Source organism: Uliginosibacterium silvisoli (assembly GCF_036017035.1).
GTDB lineage: Bacteria > Pseudomonadota > Gammaproteobacteria > Burkholderiales > Rhodocyclaceae > Viridibacterium > Viridibacterium silvisoli.
On the sequence record NZ_JAYXHS010000001.1, the window covers coordinates 1,694,366 to 1,711,097 of the forward strand.

Genomic DNA, 16,732 nt, shown 5'->3' on the forward strand with positions numbered 1-16,732 from the left:
AAGGTGAAACGTATCGCGATTATTGGGGCAACTTCGCTCATCGCCGAGCAGAGCGCGCGGCTCTGGGTGAGAGAAGCTGTGGCCTTGACCCTTGTCGGTCGCGAGTTGAGCCGGCTGGAGCGGATTGCCGCTGACCTGCGAGTGCGGAGCCCGCAATCCAGCATCGTCTGCAAGGTCACCGACTTTGCCGATGCCCGCGCGATTGCGTCCTTTGTCGATGATCTCGATGCAGAGGGCGGCGCACAGGATCTGGTGTTGATTGCGCACGGGACTCTGCCAGATCAGAAGGCCTGCGAACAAGACCTCGTCGTCGCACGCGAGGCCTTGGCAGTGAATGGCTTGTCTCCGGTTCTCTTTGCCGAAGCTTTCGCAAGGCGCATGGCTGAAAAGGGCCAGGGCACCATAGCGGTCATCGGCTCAGTGGCAGGTGACCGTGGGCGGCGCTCCAACTACGTCTATGGCGCGGCCAAATCGCTGGTCGATCGCTACCTGGAAGGCATGCGCCACAGATTCGCCGGGACTGGCGTTCGCGTCATCACCATCAAGCCCGGCCCCACCGACACGCCCATGACTGCCCATCTGAAGGGTGGCGTGAAATTGGCAGCGCCCGAGGATGTCGCGGCAGCCATAGTGAGCGGGGTCGAAGCGGGCAAGCCGGTCATCTACGCCCCGTTCAAGTGGCGGATCATCATGGCGGTGATCCGCGCGCTGCCCACGGTGATCTTCAATCGCCTGAATATCTAAGCGCTCGTTCATGTCCCAGCCCTCTGTCATGGATCGAGGCTTGATGAGAGCGGCCAGATTGCTCGTGAAGTAGCCACGGGATGGCTACCAGAGCGCTTGAGCCAATATTCGTGACTCTCAAAGGTCGACGGGTTTGGCTGCCTTGAATGCATTGAAGTCTTCTACAACTGCAAGCGAACGCACTCGACCTTCGATGACGGGATCCCGCTCCGTTAACGACTGGGTCTGCCTGCAGGAGAGCCAAGAACAGGTAGCAGGAAGATCGTCCCAGGGAAGAACGAAACCGAGGGAGGCCAGGCCCTCTCCCGGGTACAATGCTGAGCCTGACCCGGCTGGAAGCCAGACCCCGACCCAATACAACATTGGCAATCACGCGCCTTGAGGCTGATGACTTTCGTCGGCGCCATCGAGGCCGCTGGTGGTAAGTGCCACGGACGTCCTGCCCCATGAAGAGGGGCGTAGCTGCATGTACGCCGATGCAGAGGCATTGACGCAGGGTGTGGGCTTCGAACCGAAAACCCTTCGTTTGCCGGAGGGCATTTCTCGGTGGATGGATTGCTTCAAAAGCTATATGAGTCACGCATGACAAATTACTCCATTGGTTTTGCATTACGCTCTGTCTATCAGCACAGAGACTTGTTGCGCTCACTTACCAGGCGCGATATCGAAGTGAAGTACCGCGCATCCATGCTGGGCAAGTTGTGGATCGTGCTCTATCCAATGATGATGCTGGGCGTCTACACCTTTGTTTTTGGAGGGGTCTTCAGCTCTCGCTGGGGAGGCAAAGGCGACCTCACGGACTTCGTGCCCATGCTTTATTGCGGTCTGATAGTCCACGCGATCTTTGCCGAGACGGTCAGCAAGGCACCGTTCTTGATTGTCAACAACCCCAACTACGTCAAGAAGGTAGTCTTTCCGCTCGAACTATTGCCGGTCAGCAGTTTGTTCGTGGCTTTGTTCAACGCAACAGTCAGCTTTGCGCTATTGCTGCTGATGGTATTGGTCTTTAAACACAGCGTGCATTGGACCATCGTCCTCTTGCCCCTGGTGCTGCTTCCGCTTGTGCTGTTTGCAATCGGCTGTGCCTGGCTGGTAGCCGCGCTAGGCGTGTTTTTCCGCGACATCGAGCAATTCATCGGAATCCTCATGTCGATGCTGCTTTTCCTCAGCCCAGTGTTTTACTCCACTGAATCTGCCCCTCAATTTGCCCAACACTTACTGATGCTGAACCCCATTACCTTGCCGATCGAAGATATACGCAAAGTAGTGGTGCTGGGGCAGCTTCCCAGCTTGGAGCCGTGGCTACTGAGTCTGCTGATTGGGACCGGCGTGGCGCTGATGGGGCTAAGTGTGTTCGAAAAAACCCGGCCGGCCTTTGCCGATGTCGTATAGGGTAAAAATGACTTCAAGCAATTCCGTGATCCGACTGGAAGCAATCAACAAGTGCTACCGGATCTATGACAATCCAAAGGATCGCTTCAAGCAGGCTCTGCGGGAGCGCTTGGGCCCTTGGCTGGGAAAGCAGAATCATCCCGCGTTGTTCCGGGAGCACTGGGCGCTCCATGACATTAACCTCGAGATCAATCCTGGTGAAGCAGTGGGGGTCCTGGGACGGAATGGGGCAGGCAAAAGCACTTTGCTTCAAATCATTGCCGGCACGCTGACTCCCAGCAGTGGCGAGGTGTCGATCAGTGGGCGGATCACTGCCTTGCTGGAGCTCGGTAGTGGATTCAATCCCGAATTTACCGGGCGGGAGAACGTGTTCCATAACGCTCAAATCCTTGGCCTGTCCCGGACAGAGGCTGAAAACAAGTTTGACGAAATAGCGAGCTTTGCGGATATCGGAGACTTTCTCGACCAGCCCGCCAAGACATACAGTTCCGGCATGATCATGCGGCTTGCCTTTGCCGTCCAAACCTCGATCGAGCCCAAAATTCTCATCGTGGATGAGGCGCTTTCCGTGGGTGACATGTTCTTTCAGGCAAAGTGCATGACCCGTATCAACCAGCTTGTAAGTCAGGGCGTCACCCTGCTTTACGTGAGCCACGATATTGGTTCCGTGCGCCAATTGTGCTCGCGCGCCGTATTGATCGAGAAAGGTCAACTCATCGCCAATGGCCTGGCGGCGAAAGTGTCCGATCAATACGTGAAGATCCAGCTGGAAGAACGGAATCGCGTCGCCCAGACTCGCAATGCAGCGCCCCCTTCCTGCCCCGCTTCCGAGCCAGTACCAGCCCAACCCCTGTCGAGTGCCGACGTCGGCAATGACATGGCGTTCGGGATAGGGTCATTTCGAGAGCGCGCCGAAAACAATCGGGTTGGTAACGGAACGGCTGAGATAATCAATGTTCAGATGCTCCGGAACGGAGCACACACTGTCGACTTCAATTTTGACGAGCTGGCCACTATCCGGGTCTACGTACGCTTCAATACAACTCTGCGCAATGTGAATCAGGGTATGACGTTCAGAACCGTGCAGGGCTCGGACGTTGTTTTTATGGATACCCGCCTGCAAAACCAAATGAATCGCGAGTATCTTGCTGGGCAAACCTACTGTTTCGAATGGTCAGTTCGCATGCCGCTATTGCACACGCAATACGGCTTGCTCGTTGGCCTGAATCACCCGCCCTTGAACCCAGGGGACGACTGGGTCTCCATCGATCTGGTGCCCCATGCCTATGAATTCAAGGTTGCCCCCAGGCGGGAGGGTATGATTGACGGTTTTGTCGCGTTACCTGCCGACCTTAGTATCACCGTTCTAGCTGATTCGGCACTGACAGCTTAGGCGTTTCGCAGCGAAGATGGAACGGGCGTAGCCCTCATTCCCCAGCCATGTCACGGATGGCCAATTGCAATATCGATTTTGGTCCGATGAAAAAAAGAGTAAATGTTACCGAGCCCTACCTTCCTCCCCTGGAAGAGTTTATTCCATACCTGAAGCAGATATGGGATAGCAAGGTGCTCACGAACTGTGGGGCATTCCATAACCAGCTTGAAGAAGCTCTATGTGAGTTTCTCGGTGTCAAGCACCTATCGCTGTTTACCAATGGCACGATCGCTTTGGTTACTGCGCTGCAATCCCTACGCGTCACCGGTGAAGTCATCACCACTCCCTACTCGTTCGTCGCCACCTCACACTCGCTATTGTGGAACGGAATCAAGCCGGTATTCGTTGATATCGATCCGGATACCCTGAATCTTGATCCAGAAAAAATCGAGGCGGCCATAACACCACAGACGACCGCAATCCTGCCCGTTCATTGCTATGGTCACCCATGCGACGTCGATGCAATCCAGTCGATTGCAGATAACTACAACCTCAAGGTTATTTACGATGCTGCCCATGCTTTTGGCGTGAGTGACGAGGGAGGCAGTCTGCTGCGCCATGGGGACCTGTCCGTATTGAGCTTCCATGCTACCAAAGTGTTCAACACCTTCGAGGGTGGCGCCATCATCTGCCCGGACGCGTCGACCAAGCACCGCATTGATCAATTGAAGAATTTTGGTTTTGTCGATGAAACGACTGTTGATGCGCCTGGCATTAACGGGAAGATGGCTGAGATCAATGCCGCCATGGGGCTGGTACAGCTTAAAACATTCCGTGAAATCATCGCTCGTCGTAAGGCGATCGATACCACTTACCGCGAGTTGCTCAGTGGCGTTCCGGGAATCCGGTGTCTGCAGGGTGCGCACGGGAAGGAGGGAAACTATGCTTATTTCCCCATCCTGGTTGGCGCTGACTACCAACTCAGTCGCGATGGCCTGTATCACCGCCTGAAAGAGGTTGACATTCATCCACGTCGATATTTCTATCCACTGATTTCCGACTTCCCCATGTATCGTGGGCTTCCTTCCGCCCGCCACGACAATCTTCCCATGGCCGTCAGAGCAGCTGAGCAAATCCTTTGCCTGCCGATCTACCCGGCGCTCGAATTGGAGTGCGTCAAGGAAGTCGCCAAGATCATCGCGCATCCCTGAGGCGTAAAGGTCATGAAGCTTGCCATCATGCAACCCTACTTCCTGCCCTACATTGGCTACTTTCAATTGATAGGGGCGGTGGATGAGTTTGTTGTATATGACAACATCAAGTATACGAAGAAAGGGTGGATCAATCGCAATCGTTTCCTGTTGAACGGGTCGGATGCCACCTTCTCTCTGCCGCTAAAGAATGACTCGGACACTCTGGACGTGGTGCAACGAGAGCTTGCCGTGAGTTTTAACCGCGAGAAATTGCTTAATCAGTTTCGGGGCGCCTATGCCAGTGCTCCGTACTTCGCGCAAAATTTTGCGTTTCTAGAGCGAGTTGTGCGTTGCGAGGAGCGCAATCTTTTTTGCTACATTCAGCACTCGATACTGGAGACTTGCAAACATCTGGGCCTAAAGACGCGCATTTGCATTTCGTCGGAAATCCCCGTCGATCATGACCTCAAGGCACAAGATAAGGTGCTTGCGCTATGTCTAGCGCGTGGTGCGGATACTTATATCAACTCAATAGGCGGAATCGAGTTGTATTCCCCGTCAGTGTTTCGTACGCAAGGAATAGCGTTGAACTTTCTCCGTCCAAAGCCCTTTGTTTATTCTCAATTTGGTGCGCCATTTGTGCCTTGGCTATCAATTGTGGATGTGCTCATGTTCAATCCAATCGAGACCGTGGCTGCATATATCTCGGGAAATTACGATCTGATCTGAAATGTTTTACTGGAAAAAACTCGGAAAAGTATTTGTTCCACAGGAAATAACGGGCCGTCCCTGGCTCAGCGAATTCGCGCAAGCTCCCGCTACGCTGATAATGGATGATGCGGTGCGGATATATTTTTCGTGCCGCCCTCAGGCGGATGCCAATGGACAGTATGTTAGCTACTCGGCCTGGGTTGATTTGGATCGTACTGATCTTTTTAAGATAAAAAGGGTGTCCGAAAGCCCCATTCTTCCCCTCGGAAAAGTGGGTGAGTTTGACGAGTTTGGAACGTATCCTGTTTCAGTGACGCGCGACAAAGGCCTTGTCAGGGCGTACTACGCGGGCTGGACTCGATGTGAATCAGTGCCTTTCAACGTGGCTATAGGTGTCGCTTTGAGTCGCGATGGTGGTTGTACTTTCGAAAAGCAAGGCAATGGGCCTGTGCTGGGCCACACACTCGATGAACCATTTGTCATTAGTGGGCCAAAAATACGTCGATTCAATGACCAGTGGCAGCTGTTCTATATTGCGGGGAGAAAATGGAAAATGGTCGATGGGCGGGCCGAGCCTGTTTACAAAATACGTCTGGCGACGTCACCGGACGGTCTGGTCTGGCACAAACATAACCAGGATCTGATTCCCAGTCGTATCGAGGAAGATGAGGCGCAAGCTAGTCCAGATGTGATTTACGCTAACGGAAAGTACCACATGTTCTTCTGTTACCGCCGCAGCAGTCATTATCGGGGAAAGCAAAATGGTTATCGTATCGGCTATGCTTCCAGCGCGGATTCGATCACGTGGACGCGCGACGACACCAAGGCTGGAATCGACGTTTCAGAAGAAGGGTGGGATGCAGAAATGGTCAGTTACCCCCACGTGTTCGAATTGGATGGAAAGACTTATATGGCTTACCTCGGTGATCAGGTCGGACGCTATGGTTTCGGCTTGGCGGAACTCAATGGTCGCCTGGAGTAGCTTATGAAATGGCATAAGCTTGGACAAATTTTTAATCCCAGCGAACACATCCTGCCAAACAACTGTCAGCTATTCGCACAGTCGCCTCAAGCACTGGTGTTTGATAATTTTGTGCGGGTTTATTTCTCCACTCGCGCGGTAGATCACACGAACGGGAAATACCTCAGCCATGTTGCTTACGTTGACATGGCTAAGAATCTACGCGATGTCATCAACGTCGCCGAACAGACCGTGCTGCCACTTGGCGGTCTAGGCTGTTTTGACGAACACGGTGTTTTTCCAATCAACGTGGTTCGAGATGGTGAATATATCCGAGCCTACACTACAGGCTGGACTAGACGGGTATCGGTATCGGTTGATACGGCCATTGGTTTGGCAATAAGCAGGGATAACGGTCAAACTTTTCAACGCATGGGCGACGGCCCGGTTCTCACTGCATCGCTTCACGAGCCCTGCCTGGTTGGTGATGGTTTTGTCAAAATTATCGATGGCGTCTATCACATGTGGTACATCTTCGGCACTGGATGGCAAAGATATGCCACGGACTCTGCGCCGGATCGTACTTACAAGATTGGCCATGCCGTCTCGGAAGACGGGATAGGGTGGCAAAAGGAAGAAGCGCGCCAAATTATCGCTGACCGATTGGGAGATAGCGAAAGCCAAGCGCTGCCGAGTGTTGTTCGGATTGGCAATCGCTATCATATGTTCTTTTGCTACCGTGAGTCGTTCGATTTTCGAACGGTTAAAGGGCGAGGCTATCGCATCGGCCATGCGTGGTCTGACGACTTGAAAAATTGGACGCGCGATGATGACGATCCTGGCCTAGAGGGCACCGACAACTCTTGGGACAGTGACATGCAGTGTTACCCAAATGTTTTTGAGTGTGATGGCGACATCTACTTGCTTTACAACGGTAACGAGTTTGGTCGCTACGGTTTTGGCTTGGCGAAGCTTGAAGGGCATGGGTCAAATTAAATTCGCGCAAGGCAAAGCCAGTGCGGCACAAATCGGCAAGCATTTGTTTGCTTGTAACGCGGCGTTCTTTCCGGCGCTCAATGAAAGAGTGGATATCTCCAGTTACGCAGAGAAGATTGCAATAAATGCACTATGTTTCGAGGCATGGGGTGATGGTGAGCTCATCGGGTTGGCTGCCGCCTATTGCAACTCGCCAGACAAAGAAATTGCATTTGTTTCAAATGTTAGTGTGCTATCAGCATGGCAAGGTGAAGGGATTGCCTCGAGACTGCTAAATCAGTGCATAACACACGTAAAAAATTTGGGGTTTTCACGCCTCAATTTAGTCGTCTCGGAGCGCAATGTGGTCGCCGTAATTTTGTATGAAAAATATCAATTTGTTACTGCTCGCAAAGCGGACGGTATGTTGAATATGACGTTGGATCTTAGGGGGCAAGAATGAGTCAGAAACGTGACTATAACGCGGAGATACGTGACGCTGCGGGCCATCAATATGCCTACGGTTTCGATCTCGACGTAATGCACCCGTATATGATTCGCTCTTTCCAGCCTTTCTTTCGGCCTGGAAAGTTGCTGGAGCTAGGGAGTTATCGGGGGCAGTTTACTCGTCGTTTTTTGCAATACTTTGACGATGTAACGTGCGTTGAGGCATCTAGCGAAGCCATGTCCGAAGCGAGGCAAACACTGGGACGTGGCTTGCACTACTTTAACGCTTTATTCGAAGAGGTAAAGCTGTCGAGCAAATACGACAATATCGTGATGACCCACGTCTTGGAACATCTCGATGATCCAGTTCGAGTTCTGAAGCGCGTCAACGACGAATGGTTGGCTGACGGAGGACGTTTCTTCCTTGTATGCCCGAACGCCAATGCACCGTCGCGGCAGATTGCCGTGAAGATGGGACTGATTTCGCACAATGCTGCAGTGACGCCCGCTGAAGCCGAACACGGGCATCGCATTACTTATTCGCTGGACACTTTGGAGCGTGATGCCGTAGCGGCGGGTCTTCGGGTCGTGTATCGCTCAGGCATCTTCTTCAAGGCTCTGGCCAATTTCCAGTGGGATCGCCTGCTTAAGACCGACATCATTTCTCCAGAATATCTGGACGGTTGTTACGCTCTTGGCCAGCAGTATCCGGACCTCTGCTCGAGTATTTTTCTGCTGTGTGAAAAGGGGCGGCCGTGAGGCTGACTTGGTGGGGCTCCAGCCTAATGCCATATGCGCCCGGAGCGTAGTGAGCACACATGGGCCGAGAGCTCAGGGGGAGCCTTGCGGGGATGTGCTGCGGCTCTCTGCCCGTGCATTAATGTCGAATTAGCTAACCTTCGGGCTTTTGTGTAGGAGGCGGTGCGCTGTCAATTGCGTTAGATAACGTGGTTCAAGTTAACATACGATGGTAGCTTTGTTGTGAAGATCGGTATTTTCGGGAACACCAATAATTCGCCTTTTATGCTGGCCAAGGCGCTGAAACGGCTTGGATGCGAAATCCGCTTGGTGGTTAATCGGCCAGAAGCGCTACATCGACCGGAGTCGAAAGACCGCGAGCTCGAAAAAGGCTACCCCGCTTGGATAGCAGACTTCGCGGCACTGACTTCAAGCTACCTCGTAACGGAAAGCCCGTTGATACCAGAAGTAATGCGTTTTCTTGGCGATGGCCTGGACGCAGTCATTTTGAATGACGTTGGTCTGGCGCTCAATGACGGGCGCTTCGACTGCCCGGTGCTGGCGATGCTCACCGGCTCTGATCTGCTTTATCACGCCTCCGATGAGGCTCTCAACGAGGCTACCTCTGGCTGGCCGGCCGAATGGTTTGATACACCCGCGGGCCAAAAAATCGTCGAGCGTATTCGTCACGCAATCGATGCTCAGCGCGAAGGAATACGACGAGCTGACGCCATTAATTTCATGCCCCCGGGTGTCGTTCCGCAGGGAGATGCAATGCTCAGGTCTCTGGGGGTCGGCCTTGAGGACTCCAGGCGTTTTGCCTTGCGCATAGCAGACACCGATGATCTCAAGAGTCGCCCTTTCTCCCCGAGACGTCGTATGCGGATACTGAACGGAGCCCGCATTATTTGGCATAGACCGCTGCCGCCCGGCTTTTCGGACCTTGATCACAAAGGAACCGACTTGCTTATCAAGGGCTTTGCCGCTTTTCGGTCGAAAGGCGGGGAAGGACAACTGCGCTTGGTCAATAAAGGTTACGACGTGGAGCGCACGAGGCAACTGATTGCCGAGCTTGATATTGCTGCCGATGTCGTATGGCTCGATGAACTCTCCCATGTGGGTTTTTATGAGGAGATAGTCAATGCCGACGTTGTCTGCGATCAGTTTGGAACATCCATGCCTGGCATGGTAACCATTGATGCGCTGACTTTAGGGCGAGTCGTACTCGCGAACTTTCGGCTGGAATGTTTGGGTACCTATTACCCGGAACCGCGCCCCTTTCTGGACGCGGCAACGCCGGAAGAGATATGCGATGCGTTATGGGCGCTGTATTCGGAGCCTTCGAAACGCACAATGATCGGGCAGCGGGCAGGGGACTACATGCGAGCGAGCTTTTCCCCCGATGCTTGCGCTCGACAACTCCTTGAGCGTCTTGGTCTCAAGCTGATGTAACTCACGAAATTGTTAACGGATTGACCTATGTGCGGAATTGCTGGCCTCTACAACCACGGTGCCCTGCTAGGCGGCACGGAGCCCGCACTCAACCATGTGCGCACTATGCTTTCGACGATAGTGCATCGCGGGCCCGATGCTGACGGCATCTGGGCCGATCGCGGGAATCGTTGTGCGCTTGGACATCGACGCCTCAGCATCATCGATACCTCGGATGCAGGCCGCCAGCCGATGGCCTCAGCAGATCAGCGCTGGTGGATTAGTTTCAACGGTGAAATCTACAATTTTCTGGAGCTGAGAGAGCGTCTTGCGGCGGTTGGCGTGCATCCACGCGGCCGTACCGATACGGAAATTCTCGTTCTCGGCATACAGCAGTGGGGGACGGATTTTTTGTCCTGGCTAGATGGCATGTTTGCCTTTGCGGCTTTCGATACCGTAACTGGTGAGTTGCTGCTTGCTCGCGACGCTTTTGGGGAAAAGCCGCTTTATTACACCGAGCTGGCTGGCGGCGCCATCGCGTTTGCCTCGGAGTTGCAGGCGCTGGAGGTATTGCCCGGGTTTGACGACGAAGTCAGCCTCGATGCGATGGCCGAAGTGCTCATGTTCCAGTACATCGGCAGCCCCCGTTCAATTTACCGGAATGTTCATAAGCTGTTGCCGGGCCAATGGATGAAGCTTTCCCGGGAGGGAAAGACTTTCGGCACTCATTTCAGCTTCAATCCGTCTCCGGAGGCGGCATTCGACAGAAACGACGATGAGTTGGCTGACGAATTGGAGGAGTTGTTGGTCACCAGTCTGCGGCGTCGGCTCATTTCCGATGTGCCCTTGGGGGCTTTCCTCTCGGGTGGAGTCGATTCATCCACTGTGTGTGCCCTGGTCCGACGTCGACTCGGCGAGCCACTCAAGACCTTCTCCATGGGCTTCGAAGGGTCGGGGGAAAGCGAGCACGAGATCGCGCGTATTTTCTCTGCGCATCTGGGTACCGAACACTACGAGAAAATCCTCACGCCCGACTCCAGCGCGTTCCTGCAGACAATCGGCGAAATTCTGGATGAGCCTAACGGTGATAGCTCCTGCTTGCCAACCTACCTCTTGTCAGAGTTCGCGCGCAAGCATGTCACTGTCGCCATCTCGGGCGATGGCGGGGATGAATTGTTTGCTGGATATGGCCGCTTCATGTCGACGATCCAGGAGTTTGACGGCGCCAACGAAAATGCTTCGCGAAGTACGGGCGAGGCTTATTATTCCGATCGCATTCTGGTGGCGCCCGGTGCGCATATCGTCCGTCTCTTCAGTGAGGTCCCATCGGGTTTGGCCGCACATTTGAGCGCATTGCGCAGCGGTCTCGACGCATCTTCGCAGCCGTTGCATGCACGTCTGCGCAAAACCGATCTCGAGAACTACATGCCGGGTGCCGTGCTGCCCAAGATGGATCGCATGAGCATGCGTCATTCTCTGGAAGTAAGAACTCCGTTCTTGAATCGGGAGCTTGCCCGTTTTGCAGAACGGCTTGGTGAGCGAGCCCTGTATGCAAACGGCGTCGGCAAGCAGTTGCTGCGTCGTGTCGCCTGCCGCTATCTCCCCGCCGAACTGATAAACATGCCGAAGCGCGGATTCGCCATTCCGACCAACCAGTGGGCACCCGCGGAACTATGGTCGGTCACGCGCCGTATGCTTTTCAGCGAAGACTCCCGCCTTCTGGATGTGTTTGGACCAGCCCGCCTTGAATCTTTCGTCGGCAACGAAGCTCAATTCAACGGTTCATCGGTGTACCGGGTCTGGGGACTGGTAATGCTGGAATCGTGGTGCCGAAGCCACAAGGTCACCTTGCCGAAACTCCCGCCAACCATCCGCCAGACGCAAGCGGATCGCACTGCCGGAGCGGCGACGCTATTTGCGCGCCAGATTGCGCCCGATTGCTATGCGGCTACGGTTCTTTCGGCAGCTGATGAGAAGAAGGCTGTTGCAGACCTGGAGAGCGCACTGCATCAGAGTGAAATTCTCTGTCTTGCCTTGACTCAAAAACGCCTTCCAAAAGCAAACGCTTTGGAATCAGACACCGTCGTCAAGAGTCTTCCCTTGACTCCTGATGAGACGTCCCTCAGTTGGCTGAAAAACGCCAGTCTTCTTTTCATCAATCAGGCAGACCTCCCCAAGCTGGCCGCCACTGAGTTCAATGTTCTGCAAACTCAAGGGGTCACGGAAATGCTCGGCCTCGACCCCTATCGTTCGGACGGGCAGGTAATACGCATCGCAATTCGACAGAAGGGCACAGGGCTGGTTGGTTGGTTGAAGCGCTACAGGCTCATGCGCACAAGACTCATGCGGCAGGCTCTTCATGACTCGCCTGCAGATGGCAAGAGCCTTCGCTTGGTTATCCAGTCCAGCCGGGCGAAGAAGTTGACAACCCATGGGGGCAATTTATTCGCAAGCTACGCTGTTCGCATCGATGGCGTCCAGTTGCCGCCTTTGCCGCGTCGGGACGACGCGCTGAACATTCTGGGTGATGGCCGTTACCATATCTTCGGCAACGGGGTCGCGCTCTCGCTGCCCAAGACAATGCAAGGCCCCCGGACGCTGACTATCTCGCCTGCGGACCCATCGCTGGATGAGTTTCATGCCGAGGAAATTCCCGCCCCGGTGACGGATGGTGGAGCAACGCGGCGCTTGATGAATGCCGAGCAAGGTGTCGTTGCTCAGTCGGTCATTGACCTGCGGGGCAAGAATGGCCTGGTCGTCTTCACAGGCGCGTTGCTTCCGGATGACCTTGCCTCTTTGACGCAGCTGGTGCAAACGCATTGTCTAGGCGATGAGCCTATGCATTTGATAACAGCCGTACCTCTCTCTCGTGAAGCGGTGAGTGGCTTGCCTGAAAGGGTGCAGCATCTCTGCCTCTATCGATGCGGGATCGACAAATGGCTCCGCTATGTGCCCGACGCGGAGAGCTACCGCTCAGATCTATGGCCAGCCTGGAATGAGTATGGCAAAGAGGCAGCAACGCTCTTGGGCTATCTCCGCATGCTATCGCCTCGACGGATCGTTGCACTTGGGGATACGGCACATCGCTACATGTCCAGGCTGCGCGAAGCAGGAAGTCTGACTCAGCATTGATACAATAAGGCACTTGCCTCCCGCTCGCTATCCGCGAGTTGCCTCTGCATTCCTGGAATATGTTGAAAAAATCGTTGCAGCGACTCAAGTCGCTGACCAAACACGCACTGACTCTATCAAGTGACGCGACCGCTGGCGATCTGCAAGTCATATCGGCAGGCTCGCCGATCATCGTGTCGGGAAAGACCGTGCTGCTGCAAACCCTCGGCGCGCGACGTTTCAAGACTGCCCGGATTTCGATTCTTTTTGGGACATTCGGTCGCAAAAATGATTGCAATGTGGATGTGCGACTTTTTTCAAAAAATTTCGAGTTGTTGCACCATGAAACAGTGTCGGCCACACAGCTCGATGACAACACCTACTATTCGCTGAAACTGCCTGCAGATTTTGTGTATAGAGATGAGCTTTGTCTTGCCATCGCATCTCCAGATGCGACGGAGACCAATTGCGTAGCCATCTGGACAAAAGCTGACATCACCTCTTGTCTGCGCGAGGTGCCGAGGCAGCGCAAGGCTATTACAGATATCACGCCGTCAACTCCCGGGGGAAGTGAATACCCGGGTATTGCGCTCGTTGCTGAATCAGATGATTTGAAAGTCGCCGGCCTGCAAGCCGTATCTGCAGGTTCGCCGATTGTCGTGTCAGAAAAAAACGTTTTGCTGCAATCCCTTGACACGCGGCCATTCGAAATTGGCCGGCTGTCGATTCTTTTTGGGACCTTCGGTCGCCAAAATGATTGTCATGTGGATTTGCGACTTTTCTCAAAAGACTTCGGGTTATTGCATCACGAGACAGTGTCAGCAACAGTGCTTGGTGACAACGCCCGCTATTCGCTGAGACTGCCAACGGATTTTGTTTACAGGGGCGAGCTGTATCTTGCCATCGCTTCGCCGGACGCTACAGAAACCAATTTTGTAGCTGTCTGGACAAGGGCTGAAAGTACTTCCTGCCTACGCGAAGTGCCGAGATGGGGCGAGGCCATCGCAGATATAACGCCGTTGACGGCGGGCGGGAGCGAACATCCTGGCGTCGCGCTCATCACTGAACTTGCGCACCACGGTAGCGGCCAGTCATCTCGCAGTTATCTGCGGGAGCCTATTGGCCCCGCCACCGGCGCTCAAGCCCTGCCAGGCATGTATGCCATGGTTGGGTTTGACGATATTCAACGCCAGTCTTTAGAGGCATTGAATCGTGATGACCGGCTACGGCTTCTTCCTCTTGATCTGGCAAGACTGGAGCCATTCCCCAGCTGCCAGGCTTTGTTGTTTCCGGCAGAGCTGGATGCCGCAGAAGGAAAAATCCTGGGGAGGTTTGCTCGCCAGAAAAAAATGCCGCTTATCGCTGTGTCGACTGACGAGCAGCCGCTGCAGCGGAAGACGCTGGACGCCCTTCCCGGTTATGCCGATGGCCTGCTCTGCGTAAAACCACAAGCCAACACCCGGCTTCCTCAAGGCATTCTCGGCGGCGAGTTGTACCACCCGCTCGGGGAGGTATTGAACACATACCAAAGACGCCAGCTGCCCAAGGTCAGTATTGTGACCATTCTGAGCGGTAAGGCAGAGCAACTCAGATGGGTTATCAAGTCCTACTTCGATCAAACGTACGCGGGCGAAATCGAAATCATCTACGTCAACGATTGTTTTGGCGATGCGGAAACAGTCGTTGCGGAGGAGTTTGCACGCAATGAAGACCAGCCTCACGTTCCCAGGCTTGGCTACCGGACGCTGCGGAATGATCAGAATCTAGGTAACTGCGCCTCTCGCAATCGAGGAGTAGCTGCCGCCAGCGGAGACATCGTTGTAATCATTGATTCCGATTGCATGCTGAATAAGGGTTTTGTGGCAGCGCATGTCGACGCGCACTCCTACCTGGATTGTGAAGTCGTCATTGGCCCTCATAACATCGAGACGAACGGCGTACCACCAGCAATCAAGCTGAGTGAGCTGGAGCAGAACCCCACACAGGCACTATCCGAGTCAGATCTGCAGGATCGGGTTTTTCTTGACGGTTTCCTGAACTGCATTACCCGGAACTTCTCCATCAAGAAAACGGCGATTGTCGAAGATCTTTTCGATCTGGACTTTTCCTATTCACTTTCACCGAAATCAGGTTTCGGCTGGGAAGACGTGGAGATGGGCTATCGCTTGTACAAGCGAGCGCTAGGCATCAAGTTCACCGACGATGCCTTCTCCGTGCACATCTCTCACACCTCATCTGTGCCGGAGTCCGAAAAGCCGAAAAAATCCATTCGCAATTTCCGTAAGCTGTTCGTCAAGCACCCCGAGTTACGTGATCTTGCACGCCGCTGGGCGACGAGAACACTCGATACCCTGAGCGAGTGGTCCTCAAAGGTGGACCCCGCTCACGCCGAGAATCAAGATCTGATCGAGCTCAACAGCCTTTTTTCGGATGCGCCGCGCCCGCTTAACGTGGCTGTCTCGGGGCGGAAATTGCGGATCTTGACATACCGTTGGCATGTGCCGCACCAGTATGAGCTGTATAAGAGTGGTCATGATTTCTTCCTCGTCCGCGGTGCAGGTACAGCCATGTGTGATCAATGGGAGTATGGTCATCGACCACTTCCTTTGAATGCGCAGTTCATCGACCACGATGCTGTCCAGGAATCGGAGTTCGATCTTGCCCTGCTGCATTTCGATGAGAACGTCCTTGCGTACGAAAACACCAACGACAAGATTGGCCCCGAGTGGGGGGCGACATTCCGCTGGTTCGTCGACAACATCAAATTGCCCAAGGTGGCGATCTGCCACGGAACGCCGCAATTTCATGGCCAATACACGCCGGGGTATGACAAACCCGACTTGATGAATGTAATTGAGCCTGCCCGGGTTGCCTTGGTGGAGTACGTCAAGGACATAGAAATTGTCTGTAACTCGTATCAAGCCAAGCGCGAATGGGGTTTTCACAAGTCACGGGTGATATGGCACGGATTTGATCCTGTGGAGTTTCTGCCGTCTACGTATGGCAAGGGAATACTGTCGCCGCTCGGGCCATTGGTTGTTTCGCGTCCGCACTATCGTGGATATTATGTTTATCAACAGGTTTTCTCGGATTTTCCGGACGAATTCCGGCCTGAAACATTGATGGTTGCAGATCCCGATATTGACTATGTAAATAACGTATTTGCTGTTGCCAAATACAAGAACTACGTCAACCAGATCCGCCAGTACAGCGTCTATTTCAACCCCACGCTCCGCTCACCGATGCCGCGTGCCCGATGTGAGCCGATGATGTGTGGTGTCGTAACAGTCAATGCCAATAACCATGATGTCGATCTGTTCATCAAGAATGGAGTAAATGGGTTTTATTCCAATGAGCCGGCAGAGTTACGGGAGCAGCTTCTCTATTTGATGAGAAATCCGGAGGCAACGAGGAAAATTGGAGCAGAAGCTCGTAAGACAGGGATGACCGTTTTCAACTACGACAGATATTTGGCAGACTGGGCCGCGCTTCTAAGCTCAGTGAGCTAAACACAAGAGGCGGTGTATTCGGCGTTGGCATGTGTTCGCTTACGTTACACCGACCTCAGATAAATCTTGCGCCATACGTGGAGCTTCGGCCCAATTACTGGAGCGGCCAGAGGAAGAGTGATCGTTCGTAAGGAGTTGCGATGCG

12 protein-coding genes are annotated in these 16,732 nt (G+C 53.9%); all 12 read left to right on the top strand.

Going from position 1 to position 16,732, the window contains the following annotated elements; translation table 11 throughout:
- Window positions 1–3: 3 nt before the first annotated feature.
- The 12 genes from VVD49_RS07690 (at window position 4) to VVD49_RS07745 (ending at window position 16,587) form a co-directional block, all read left to right on the top strand.
- On the top strand, window positions 4–744 hold the full coding sequence (locus VVD49_RS07690) for an SDR family NAD(P)-dependent oxidoreductase (RefSeq protein WP_327598553.1): 741 nt from the start codon (window positions 4–6) through the stop codon (window positions 742–744).
- Window positions 745–1,326: 582 nt separating this feature from the next.
- A complete protein-coding gene (locus tag VVD49_RS07695; RefSeq protein ID WP_327598554.1) occupies window positions 1,327–2,136 on the top strand; it encodes an ABC transporter permease in 810 nt (269 codons plus the stop codon).
- A gap of 7 nt (window positions 2,137–2,143) precedes the next feature.
- Window positions 2,144–3,529 (top strand): ABC transporter ATP-binding protein, encoded by a 1,386-nt coding sequence (locus tag VVD49_RS07700; RefSeq protein WP_327598555.1) that lies wholly within the window; start codon window positions 2,144–2,146, stop codon window positions 3,527–3,529.
- 56 nt (window positions 3,530–3,585) lie between these two features.
- Window positions 3,586–4,722: a DegT/DnrJ/EryC1/StrS family aminotransferase gene (locus VVD49_RS07705; RefSeq protein ID WP_327598556.1), complete on the top strand. Its 1,137-nt coding sequence runs from the start codon at window positions 3,586–3,588 to the stop codon at window positions 4,720–4,722.
- A gap of 12 nt (window positions 4,723–4,734) precedes the next feature.
- Entirely contained in the window at window positions 4,735–5,433 is a 699-nt protein-coding gene (locus tag VVD49_RS07710) for a WbqC family protein (protein ID WP_327598557.1), read from the top strand.
- Window position 5,434: 1 nt separating this feature from the next.
- Window positions 5,435–6,397, top strand: coding sequence for a glycoside hydrolase family protein (locus tag VVD49_RS07715; RefSeq protein ID WP_327598558.1), 963 nt, complete (start codon window positions 5,435–5,437; stop codon window positions 6,395–6,397).
- 3 nt (window positions 6,398–6,400) lie between these two features.
- The gene (locus VVD49_RS07720; RefSeq protein WP_327598559.1) at window positions 6,401–7,372 is read left to right on the top strand and encodes a glycoside hydrolase family protein; all 972 of its coding nucleotides are present in this window, start codon (window positions 6,401–6,403) and stop codon (window positions 7,370–7,372) included.
- Window positions 7,359–7,814 carry a GNAT family N-acetyltransferase gene (locus tag VVD49_RS07725; protein WP_327598560.1) on the top strand — a complete coding sequence of 152 codons (456 nt, stop codon included), beginning with the start codon at window positions 7,359–7,361 and terminating at the stop codon, window positions 7,812–7,814. The genes VVD49_RS07720 and VVD49_RS07725 overlap by 14 nt, the downstream gene beginning before the upstream one ends.
- A complete protein-coding gene (locus VVD49_RS07730) occupies window positions 7,811–8,557 on the top strand; it encodes a class I SAM-dependent methyltransferase (protein ID WP_327598561.1) in 747 nt (248 codons plus the stop codon). The genes VVD49_RS07725 and VVD49_RS07730 overlap by 4 nt, the downstream gene beginning before the upstream one ends.
- A gap of 222 nt (window positions 8,558–8,779) precedes the next feature.
- Window positions 8,780–9,988 (top strand): glycosyltransferase family protein, encoded by a 1,209-nt coding sequence (locus VVD49_RS07735; protein ID WP_327598562.1) that lies wholly within the window; start codon window positions 8,780–8,782, stop codon window positions 9,986–9,988.
- Window positions 9,989–10,015: 27 nt separating this feature from the next.
- The gene (asnB, locus tag VVD49_RS07740; RefSeq protein WP_327598563.1) at window positions 10,016–13,099 is read left to right on the top strand and encodes an asparagine synthase (glutamine-hydrolyzing); all 3,084 of its coding nucleotides are present in this window, start codon (window positions 10,016–10,018) and stop codon (window positions 13,097–13,099) included.
- A 59-nt stretch (window positions 13,100–13,158) separates the two neighbouring features.
- Window positions 13,159–16,587 (top strand): glycosyltransferase, encoded by a 3,429-nt coding sequence (locus VVD49_RS07745; protein WP_327598564.1) that lies wholly within the window; start codon window positions 13,159–13,161, stop codon window positions 16,585–16,587.
- Window positions 16,588–16,732: the final 145 nt, after the last annotated feature.